This window comes from Variovorax sp. 20P10.2.4 (assembly GCF_058244205.1).
In genome coordinates, this window is record NZ_JBZAYE010000248.1 from 1 (window position 1) to 9,964 (window position 9,964).

The 9,964-nt window shown below is 69.9% G+C and carries 9 protein-coding genes; 6 read left to right on the forward strand and 3 right to left on the reverse strand.

The genetic code is table 11. The features are described from left to right. A partial coding sequence (locus tag AC27VN_RS21780) for an IclR family transcriptional regulator domain-containing protein (RefSeq protein WP_490877864.1) occupies positions 1-204 on the forward strand: 204 nt, incomplete at its 5' end. Between the two features lie 73 nt (positions 205-277). Beyond that, entirely contained in the window at positions 278-661 is a 384-nt protein-coding gene (locus AC27VN_RS21785; RefSeq protein ID WP_398492724.1) for an energy transducer TonB, read from the forward strand. A 15-nt stretch (positions 662-676) separates the two neighbouring features. Here AC27VN_RS21785 and AC27VN_RS21790 read toward each other — a convergent pair whose 3' ends face one another. The 3 genes from AC27VN_RS21790 to nikR all read right to left on the reverse strand — a co-directional run bounded on the left by AC27VN_RS21790 (position 677) and on the right by nikR (position 6,197). Next, positions 677-3,472, reverse strand: a complete 2,796-nt coding sequence (locus tag AC27VN_RS21790; RefSeq protein ID WP_490877865.1) for a hybrid sensor histidine kinase/response regulator — start codon at positions 3,470-3,472, stop codon at positions 677-679. 76 nt (positions 3,473-3,548) lie between these two features. Continuing rightward, positions 3,549-5,633 carry a TonB-dependent receptor gene (locus AC27VN_RS21795; RefSeq protein WP_490877866.1) on the reverse strand — a complete coding sequence of 695 codons (2,085 nt, stop codon included), beginning with the start codon at positions 5,631-5,633 and terminating at the stop codon, positions 3,549-3,551. 93 nt (positions 5,634-5,726) lie between these two features. Continuing rightward, a complete protein-coding gene (nikR, locus tag AC27VN_RS21800) occupies positions 5,727-6,197 on the reverse strand; it encodes a nickel-responsive transcriptional regulator NikR (protein WP_093355885.1) in 471 nt (156 codons plus the stop codon). Positions 6,198-6,442: 245 nt separating this feature from the next. On the opposite strand from nikR, the gene AC27VN_RS21805 reads away from it, so the two are divergent. From AC27VN_RS21805 to AC27VN_RS21820, 4 genes are all read left to right on the forward strand, one after another. After that, positions 6,443-7,696, forward strand: coding sequence for an aminotransferase class III-fold pyridoxal phosphate-dependent enzyme (locus AC27VN_RS21805; protein WP_490877867.1), 1,254 nt, complete (start codon positions 6,443-6,445; stop codon positions 7,694-7,696). Between the two features lie 82 nt (positions 7,697-7,778). Next, the gene (locus tag AC27VN_RS21810) at positions 7,779-8,528 is read left to right on the forward strand and encodes a GntR family transcriptional regulator (protein WP_093355890.1); all 750 of its coding nucleotides are present in this window, start codon (positions 7,779-7,781) and stop codon (positions 8,526-8,528) included. Next, positions 8,525-9,412: a transketolase gene (locus AC27VN_RS21815; RefSeq protein WP_490877868.1), complete on the forward strand. Its 888-nt coding sequence runs from the start codon at positions 8,525-8,527 to the stop codon at positions 9,410-9,412. Before AC27VN_RS21810 ends, AC27VN_RS21815 begins: the two co-directional genes overlap by 4 nt. Beyond that, positions 9,409-9,964 (forward strand): transketolase family protein (locus tag AC27VN_RS21820; RefSeq protein WP_490877869.1); only part of this gene is annotated, 556 nt, incomplete at its 3' end. The genes AC27VN_RS21815 and AC27VN_RS21820, both read left to right, overlap by 4 nt.

The window sequence follows — 9,964 nt, forward strand, 5'->3', positions numbered from 1 at the left end:
GGCTACGCCAGCAACGACGGCGAGCTCGAGCTCGGCGTGCGCTCCATGGCCGTGCCGGTGCGCGACCGCGCGCAGCAGGTGGTGGCGGCGATGAGCATTGCTGTGCGAACAGAGCGCATGACGCTGGCGGAGTTTCGCGAGGCCTTTCTGCCGGCGCTGCAGAAGGCGAGTACGAGCTTGAGTGCGCGCCTGTATCCGGGATGATGCGAAGCCGCCACCGGCAGGCGGCGATGCAGAATGCCCCGTCGCCAGCGACCACAACTTCGACAACAGCTTCATGAACCTGCGTCCCTCTCTCGCTCGCACCCTTCTCGCGGGCGCGACCCTCGCCCTGCTGGCCGCCTGCGCCGCGAATCCACCCGCCGACCCCGGCGAATGGAAGCCCAACCCGCCCAACCCCAATGCGCCGTATCCCGCCGAGTCGCGCACGAATGGCGAGCAGGGCATGGTGATGCTGCGTGTGCGCACCACGCCGGCGGGCAAGCCGGCCGCGATCGAGGTGCAGAAATCGAGCGGCTATCCGCGCCTGGACCGCTCGGCGGTCGAGACGGTGTGGAAGTGGCAGTTCAAGCCCACGCCCGACGACGGCACCGTGGTCTGGCGCGAGGTGCCGATCCGCTTCTTCATCACCTCACTGCCGCAGCAGCAGAAGCTCGATTGAGCCAAAGACGTGGCGTCAGGCGGTAGCCGGCGCGTCGTCCGTGAGCTGGCGCAGCGCCTCGCGCAGCTTGCCGAGGTCGGCCGGCTTCGAGAAGTGGGCGTCGAAGCCCGCCTCGAGCGCCTGGCGCCGGTCCGATTCCTGGCCATAGCCGGTCAGCGCGATCAGCGCCATCCGCCGTATGCCCGATTCGCGCTCGCGCACGCGCCGCGCGAGTTCATGTCCGCTCATGCCGGGCAGGCCGATGTCGAAGATGCCCGCGTCCACGGGCCCGGCCTCGAGCAGCTGCAGCGCCTCCTCGGCGCTGCCGGCCTTGCGCACCTCGTGCCCTTCGAGCGCGAACCACTCGGCCAGCACGTCGAGTGCATCGAGGTTGTCGTCGACCAGCAGCAGGCGCAGGGTAGGCGCGCCGATGGCGGCCGCATCGGCGGGCGCCTCGGGTTCGGTGGCCGCGGCGCCGGCCAGCGGCAGGCGCACGATGAAACGGCTGCCCTGTCCCGCGCCGGCGCTCTGCGCCTCGATCAACCCGCCGTGCAGCTTCGCGAGGCTCTGCGCGATGGCCAGGCCCAGGCCCAGGCCGCCTGCGGCGCGCTGCAGCTGCTGCGCGCCCTGCACGAAGCGCTCGAACACGTGCGGCAGCAGCTCGGGCGCGATGCCGATACCCTCGTCGCTGACCGACAGTTCGGCCTGGCCGCCGACCATGCGCAGGTCCAGTGCGATGCCGTCGGTGGGCTGGGTGAACTTGGCGGCGTTGTTGAGCAGGTTGCAGACGATCTGCACCAGCCGCAGCGGATCGCCGAGCACCGGCACCGGCTGGTCGGGCAGGCTCAGCCGCGGCATGCGCGCGCGCGGCTGCAGCGCGGGCTGCGTGAGCTCGATCGCCTTGGCGGCCACGTCGCGCAGGTCGACCGGTTCGGGCCGCAGCACGATCTTTCCCGACACGATGCGCGAGATGTCGAGCAGGTCGTCGACCAGCCGCGACAGGTGGCGCACCTGCCGCTCGATGATCTGGCGCTCGCGCGGAAAGGCCTTCTCGTCCTTGCGCTCGATCAGCGTGAGCGCGAGCGAGATCGGCGCCAGCGGGTTGCGCAGCTCGTGGCCCAGCATGGCGAGGAACTCGTCCTTGGCCTGGCTCGCCACCTCGGCCTGGGTCTGCGCCTTGCGGGCGCGCGCGAGCAGGCGCACGTTGTCCAGGGCCAGCGCGGCGCGCTGCGCGAGCTCGCCGATCAGGGCACCGTCGGCCGGCGAGAAGCGCCGCTTCGAGCGGTCCTGCAGGATCGCCATCGCGCCGATGGTGCGGCCGCGCGCCACCAGCGGCACCACGCAGCCGGCCGTGATGCCCAGCATCTGAACGAAGCCGCGCAGCTGCGGGTCGAGCAGCTCGAAATCGCCGGGACGGTCGAGGTTGCCGATGAAGGTCTGGCCGCTGGCGATGGCCCAGGGGAACGAGCCCGGGCCCGTGGTCGGGGCCGCGCTGTTGTCCACGAACTTCGCGATCTCGGCGCTGCGCGCGGGGTCGGCATGGTGGGTGAGCTTGCGCTCGAGCACGTCGTGCTCGTCGAGCAGGTCGATGCGGCAGAGGTCGGCCACGTGCGGCACGATGATGCCGGCGATGGCCTGCAGGGTCGACTCCTCCTCCAGCGAGCGCGACAGCACCGCGCTCGCGCTCACCAGCCGCTCGAGCTGGGTCTGCGCCGCTTGCGCCACGGTGCGCGCCTCGCGCTCGGCGTTCAGCAGGCTGTCGCGTTCGGCCTCGTGCTCGGTGCGCTGCGTGGCGGCATCGGCCAGCGCATGCGCCACGGCGTCGATCTCGGCGATGCCCGAGGCATGGGGCGAGACCGGCAGGCCGTGGCCGAGCGCGTCGGCGCTGCGGCGCAGGCGCGCCATCGGCCGCGTGATCGAGCGCGACATCCACCAGGCCACGAGCGCGCCGAGCAGCAGCGACACCAGCAGGCCGCCGCCATAGGCGACCAGGGTGCGGCGCAGCGCGTCGTCGGCCACCGCGGTGGGGGCGCCGAGCGCGACGATCCAGGGCGTGACGTCGATGCGCGCCACGGCCGTCTGCACCTCGGTCCCGTCGACGTTGCGCGTGGTGCCCACGTATTCGCGCCGGTCCTTCATTTTCTGCAGCAGCGCGCGCAGGCTGTCGCTGGGCGCGCGGCCGCGAAAGCGCTCGTCCTCGCGCGAGCGCGCCACGCGCGTCAGCGCCGCATCGAAGACGGAGACCGTCCAGCCTTCGGGTACGCGCTGGCGCGCCAGCACGGCGCCGATCGCCTCGGGCCGCACGATGGCGGTGAGCACGTAGCGCACCGTGTCGTCGCGTATCACCGGCACCCGCACCGCGAAGGCCAGGTTGCCGCGCGGTCCCGGCGTCAGCGCGCCGATGCCGGGCTGGCGCGTGCGAATCACCTCGGCCAGGCTGGCGGCCTCGACCACCTCGCCGTCGGGTCCGGCCACCGAGCCCTCGCTGCTGAAGACCACCTTGCCCGAGGGCGCGATCAGCAGCACGCCGCGCCATTCGGGATGGGTGGCGCGCAGCGACTTGGCGAGCACCAGCGCGTCGATCAGGCCGCTGTCCTCGTTGGCGCCCAGCGGCTCGGCCAGCGCCAGCGCCTGCAGCGCCGAGATCGTGAGCCGCAGCTCGCTGTCGACCGAGGTGGCGAGCGCGCGCGCCACGCCCATGGTGGAGGTCTGGGTCTGCGCGCGCTGGGCCTGCAGCAGGCCGTTGAGCGCGAAGCCGCAGACGACCGCGAGCGGCAACAGGGCCGCCGAGGCGACCAGCAGGAGCCGGACCGAAAGGGAGGGAGCGCGCATTCGCCTGAGGTGATCAACCGCGGAAGCGGTGATTGTTGCTCAGCCGGCGCGGGCGGCCATCCCGGGTTTTCGGTAGCTAGAAGGTCCAGCGCGCGCTGACCCTCGCGCTGCGCGGCTCCATCGGATGGATGTGTCGCCCGTCGATGCCGTCGCCGCAGGCACCGCGCGCTACTTCGCCCGCGCTGCACGAGGCGTAGAAGTACTCGATGTCGTTGCCCTTCTTGCCCGCGAGGTTGAACACGTCCAGGCCCAAGGTGAGCTGCTTGTTCACTGCATAGCGTGCGCCGAAGTTCAGCAGCGTGGTGGCGCGTGAGCGCACCGTGTTCAGCGTGTCGAGCGCGCGCGGTCCCATGTAGCGCAGGCGAAGCGAGGCCGTCAGCGGGCCCTCGGTGTAGATGACGCCCGCGGCGAACACGCGCTCCACCGCGTTGTCGATGTAGTTGCCTTCACCCTCGGGCGCCAGGCCCCGGAAGCGCGCGCGCGAGATCGCCGCATCGGCCTCGAAACGCCAGCGCGAACCGAGCTTCCAGCGCAGCGTGGCCTCGATGCCGCGGCGGCTGCTGGCGCGGCCGGGCTCGGTGGTGCCGGCGTCGCCGACATAGACCAGCTCCGAATCGAGCCGCAGTTGCCACAGCGCCGTGGTGAGGCTGAAGTCTTCATCGGGCTGGAAGCGCCAGCCGATCTCGGCACCGCGCCCCTTCACGAGCGCCGGCACACGGTCCGCGGGCAGGCCGTTCGTCGGATCGACGTTGATCGTCGCGCCGCGCACGTCGTTGCTGTGGAAGCCCGTGCCCACGTTGAGGTAGAGCTCGTGGGCGGGCGTTACGGTGAAGGCCAGGCCGGCCTTCGGGCTCACGAGCGAATCGTGGCCGCGTCCGCTGTTGACGGGGCCGTAGAGCGGTTCGCGCCCTTGCACGTCGTAGCGCAGCAGATCGCCGCGCAACCCGACGTAGCCGCGCCAGCGCTCGCTGAAGTTCACGAGCTGCTGGGCGTGCATGGAGAACAGGTCCTGCTGAACCTTGTCGTTGCGCACGGTCGAGATCCGCTCGCGCGCCACCGTGTTGTACAGGCCCACCTCGCCGATGCGGTCACCGCGCCAACTGCCTCCGAAGCTCAGGACGCCATCGAGTCCTCCAATCTGATTGGGACGGCTGTGCGTGCCCTGCAATCCGAAGACCCGACGACGATCGGTCTGCTCGAACTGGTCGCCCTGCTCGGGGTTGTTGAGGAAATAGGTGAAGTCGGAGAACAGATCGAAGCGGTAGTCGATGACATAGCCGCTCAGTTGCGTCTGCCCCTCGGGGCTGTTGTCGAACCACTTGCCCGACAAGCTGATGCGCCGCGTCTTGCCGCCGTCGGTGGTGTTGAGCGAGCCGAAGCGCGAAAGCTCGCCGCTGTCGACCAGCCGCTCGGGGATCTGGTCGGTGGAGTTCCAGCGGCTCTGGTAGGCCATGGCCGTGATGCTGAGGCCGCGCACCGGCGAGCCCTGCGAGTAGCGCAGCACGGCATTGGCCTTGCGCAGGCGCTCGGGCGTGTCCCAGGGGCCGTTGTTGCCCTCGAGCTCGATCGCACCGAGCCAGGTCTGGTCCTGCACGGTGCGCGAGCCCGCCGCGAGCAGTCGGCGGAAATTGTTCGCGCCCAGCGTGACTTCGGCAAAGGGCGCATCGAGCGCGCTCACATAGTCGAGCGAAGCCGTGCCCGCGAGCGCGAAGTCGCCGCCATCGGCGAAGTAGGGCCCCTTGCGGTAGCGCACGCCCGAGACCAGGTCGGGGATCAGGAAGTTGAGGTCCGCGAAGCCCTGGCCGTGGCCGTGCGAGGGCATGTTGACGGGCATGCCGTCGACCGTGACCGCGAAGTCGGTGCCGTGATCGAGGTTGAAGCCGCGCAGGAAGTACTGGTTGGCCTTGCCGTCGCCCGAGTGCTGGGTGGCGACCACGCCGGGCACGGCCTCGACGATGTCGCCGGGGCGCAGCTTGGGGCGGGCCTGGAACGAGGCTTTCTCCACCGCGCCTTCGCTCGCGCTGTCGGCCGTGCCGATGGCCGCATCGCGCGGACCACTCACTTCAATGGGCGGCAGGTGGACGGGCTGGGCCCAGGCCGGAACGCCGGCAAGCATCGCCGTGGCGAACAGGCACGGGGAGCGCCGCGGGAGGATGCGCATGGATCCCTCTTCTCGTGTATGAACAACTTCGAATTATTCATACGACAGGGCGCGAAACCATACGCCAATCGGCGCACGCGGTCGGCGCGGCGCTCAGTTCAGCGGCTTCAGGTGGCGGTGCGGCCTGGCGTTGCCATGGGCATGGGACTCGCCCGCGTCGAGCGGCACGAGGTGCACGTTGCCATGGCGCACCCCGCGCAGCGCCACCAGTTGCTCGGCGCAGGCCCGCACCGCGGCGGTGGGGCCGCGCAGCACCACGGTCTCGAGGCAGTGGTCGTGGTCGAGGTGGGTGTGCAGGCTGGTGATCACCAGGTCGTGGTGGTCGTGCTGCAGGTCGAGCACCCGCGTGGTCACGGTCTGCTCGTGGTGGTCGTAGACATAGCTGACGTTGGCCACGCACCAGTTCGAGCGCTTCGCCGCGGGCTTGTCGAGCGAGGCACTGCCCAGGCGCGAGCGGATCAGGTCGCGCACGGCCTCGGAGCGGTTGACGTAGCCCTTGGCGGCAATGAAGGCATCGAACTGGGCCGCGAGTTCGTCGTCGAGGGAAATGGTGAAGCGTTGCATGGCGCGGGCGGGAAGGGGAGGGCGCCCGCATCATAGAAGCAGCGCGTGCCGATGCGGTCGATCCGCCCCGTGCCAGCCCAAGACGAGAAGCCCTCGATCCTGCAAAGGACCGAGGGCTTTTTCATGGGCGAAACCCCTCGCGCCGGAGGCACCGCGAACGCGATCCATCGGGTTTGCACTACATCAAACATGATATATCATGTGTCAAACTTCGAAAAAGCAGCCAAGGATCCCGCATGCCGTCCGTGTCTTCCGCCGCCTCTTCCCCTTTGTCGAACCGTCACGATCTCCAGCTCCGGCAACGCGCCGCCAAGGTCGTGCCCGGCGGCATGACGGGGCACCTGAACGCGGCCTCGCTGCCTGCGGGCTATCCGCAGTTCTTCGAGCGCGGCCAGGGCTGCCGCGTCTGGGACGTCGACGGCAACGAGTACATCGACTTCATGTGCAGCTGGGGCCCGAACCTGCTGGGCCATCACCATCCCCAGGTCGATGAAGCTGCGCGCAAGCAGCAGGCCCTGGGCGACTGCCTCGACGGCCCCACGGCGCGCTTCGTCGAACTGGCCGAGCGCTTCGTCGCGCGCAGTGCCCATGCCGACTGGGTGCTGTTCCAGAAGAACGGCACCGATGCCACCACCGTCTGCCTGATGGTGGCGCGCGCGGCGACGGGCAAGCGCAAGGTGCTGGTCGCGACCAAGGCCTATCACGGCGCCGATCCCTGGTGCACGCCGATCCCCCAGGGCATCACGCCCGAGGACCGCGCGCACCTGATCCACTACACCTACAACGACATCGCGAGCCTCGAGGCGGCTGTGGCCCAGGCGGGTTCCGATCTGGCGGCCATCGTCTGCGCGGCCTTCAAGCACGACCTGGGCATCGACCAGGAACTGCCCACGCCCGAGTTCGCGCGCCGTGCCCGCGAACTCTGCGACCAGGCCGGTGCCGCGCTGATCCTCGACGAGGTGCGCGCGGGCTTCCGCGTGCATGCAGGCGGCAGCTGGGAGACCGTGGGCGTGCGCCCCGACCTCAGCGCGTGGAGCAAGTCGATCGCCAACGGCTATGCGCTCGCGGCCGTGACCGGTGTCGATGCGCTGCGCGAAGCGGCCACGCGCATCTACACCACGGGCTCTTTCTGGTCGGGCGGCGTGGCGATGGCCGCGGGCCTGGCGACGATCGAAGTGGCCGATGCGCAGGACGTGGTGGGCCATGTGCAGGCCATGGGCCAGCGTTTCCGCGACGGCATCGCCGCGCAGTCCGCGAGCCATGGGGTGCTGGTGCGCCAGACGGGCCCGGCGGCGCTGCCGCTGATCCTGTTCGACGAAGACCCGGGTTTCGACAAGGGGGCCGTGTTCACGGTCGAGGCGCTGCGCCGCGGCGTCTACCTGCATCCGAAGCACAACATGTTCCTGTCGCTGGCACACACCGTGCAAGACATCGATCGGGCCCTGCAGGCCACCGACGCGGCCTTCGCCGCCGTCGCCCAACGCTTCGGCCACCGCTGAGCCGCTCCCGTGCGAGTCCCTGAAACGCCGACGCCACAATAGCCGCGCGATTCACGCACCCGCACTCAAGGAGAGAGAAGCCATGGCAACCCCCGTCATCAACGTGGTCGAACGCACCAACCTCGCGAGCCAGATCTACGAGCATCTGCGCGAGCAGCTGATGTCGGCCACCTTCCAGCCGGGCCAGCGCCTGAAGATCCGCGATCTGGCCAAGACCATGGGCACCAGCGAGACGCCGGTGCGCGAGGCCCTGATCCAGCTCGTGCGCGACCGCGCGCTCGAGATGAAGGAGGGCTACTTCATCCGCGTGCGCCAGCTCACGCTGGCCGAGTACCTCGAGCTGCGCGACATCCGCTTCGCGCTCGAGCCGCTGGCGGCCGAGCGTGCGGTGCCGCTGCTCGACAACGCCACGATCAAGCAGTTGACGGAAAGCCATCGCCTGCTGGTGCGTGCGGAGAAGACCAAGGACTACCGCGCGGCCCTGCAGCACAACTTCGATTTCCACTTCGGCATCTACCGCCACTCGGGCATGCCGCAGCTCACGGAGCTGCTGGACCGCATCTGGGTGCAGGTCGGACCGATGCTGAACTTCCTCTACCCGCACGGCCATCCGACCTACGACGCCGAGCACCAGCACGTGAACGTTCTGCGCGGGCTGCAGCAGCGCGACACCGCGATGGTGCGCAAGGCCATCGAGGACGACCTGATCGAAGGCGGCCGCGACTTCGTGCGCGTGCTGAAGGAAATCGATGCCAATCCCGCGCGCGCCGAGGAACTGCTCGCGCTGCGCAACCAGCCACCCCCTTCCAGCAGAAAGAAAAGCCCGACATGACGGACCCCGGCAGCGCCCTGCACCCCACGGCATTCCCTCCCGACTGGCAACGCCGCGACCGCCTCGCGCTGCCCGTGCCGGAACTCCGGCGCGTGGCGCACACCTTGCGCCGCCAGGTCATCGAGCTCGTGCGCCGCCATGGCCAGGGCTATGTGCAGCAGGGCCTGGGCGCCGCCGAGATCTTCGCGAGCCTCTACTTCCACGAGGCGCGCATCGACCCCGCCGACGCACGCTGGGAGGAGCGCGACCGCTGCATCCTCTCGACCGCGCACAACTCCGCGCTGTTCCATGCGGCGCTCGCGCTGCGCGGCATGATCCCCTCGGCCTCGCTCGACGACTACGTGAAGGACGGTTCGGCGCTCGAGATCAACGTCTCCGAGCGGCTCGGCCCCGTGGTCGAAGGCACCTTCGGCTCGCTGGGCCAGGGCATGTCGGTGGCCGCCGGCATGGCGCTGGCCTCGCGCATCCGCGGCATCGACTACCGCGTGAACGTGGTGCTTGGCGACGGCGAGCTCGAGGAGGGCCAGGTCTGGGAGGCCGCGATGCTCGCGGGCTCCGAGGGCCTGCACAACCTCTGCGTGGTGCTCGACCTCAACTGGATGCAGGTCGAGGGCCACACCGACAGCGTGCTGCGCCTCTCGCCCATCGCCGACAAGTTTCGCGCCTTCAACTGGCAGGTGATCGAGCTCGACGGCCACGACCTGGATGCGCTGCTCGCGGCCTTCGCGGCCGCGCGCGGGCAGACCGCGCGGCCGACCATGATCGTCGCCACCACGGTGCCGGGCAAGGGCGTGAGCCTGCTCGAGGGCGTGATCAGCCACAACGCGAAGCTGCCGGCCGAGGTGGCCGACGCGGCGCTGCGCGAACTGGGAGAGATGGCATGAACGCGAACATCAAGGCGCCGGCGCGCACGCTCGAGGTCGAGGACTTCACGCAAGGCGGTGCCCACACCGCGATGTCGGCCGCGCAATCGACGGGTGCATCTTCGGTGCCGCGCTACTACGGCGAGGCGCTGCTGGCATTGGCGCGCGAACGCCAGAACATCGTCGCGCTCTCGGCCGACCTCACCTCGTCGACCGAGACCGACATCTTCCGCGACACCTTCCCCGAGCGCTTCCTGAACCCCGGCATCGCCGAGGCCAACATGGTGGGCGTGGCCGGCGGCCTCGCGCGCAGCGGGCTGCAGGCCTGGGTCCATACCTTCTGCGTGTTCGCCACGCGCCGGCCCTTCGACCAGATCGCGATGCAGGTCGCCTATCCGCGCACCGACGTCAAGATCGTGGGCTTCCTGCCGGGCCTGTCGACCATCCTCGGCGTGAGCCACCAGGCGATCGATGACATCGCGCTGATGCGCGCGTTGCCGAACATGACGGTGATCGAGCCCTCGGGCCCGGCGCAGGTGCCGGCCGCGGTGCGCGCCGCGGCCGACCACAAGG

What these genes read in the sequence shown, in the direction of transcription:
- AC27VN_RS21785 (WP_398492724.1), top strand. Translation starts at nt 278, where the DNA reads ATGAACCTGCGTCCCTCTCTCGCTCGCACCCTTCTCGCGGGCGCGACC.
- AC27VN_RS21790 (WP_490877865.1), bottom strand. Translation starts at nt 3,472, where the DNA reads ATGCGCGCTCCCTCCCTTTCGGTCCGGCTCCTGCTGGTCGCCTCGGCG.
- AC27VN_RS21795 (WP_490877866.1), bottom strand. Translation starts at nt 5,633, where the DNA reads ATGCGCATCCTCCCGCGGCGCTCCCCGTGCCTGTTCGCCACGGCGATG.
- nikR (WP_093355885.1), bottom strand. Translation starts at nt 6,197, where the DNA reads ATGCAACGCTTCACCATTTCCCTCGACGACGAACTCGCGGCCCAGTTC.
- AC27VN_RS21810 (WP_093355890.1), top strand. Translation starts at nt 7,779, where the DNA reads ATGGCAACCCCCGTCATCAACGTGGTCGAACGCACCAACCTCGCGAGC.
- AC27VN_RS21815 (WP_490877868.1), top strand. Translation starts at nt 8,525, where the DNA reads ATGACGGACCCCGGCAGCGCCCTGCACCCCACGGCATTCCCTCCCGAC.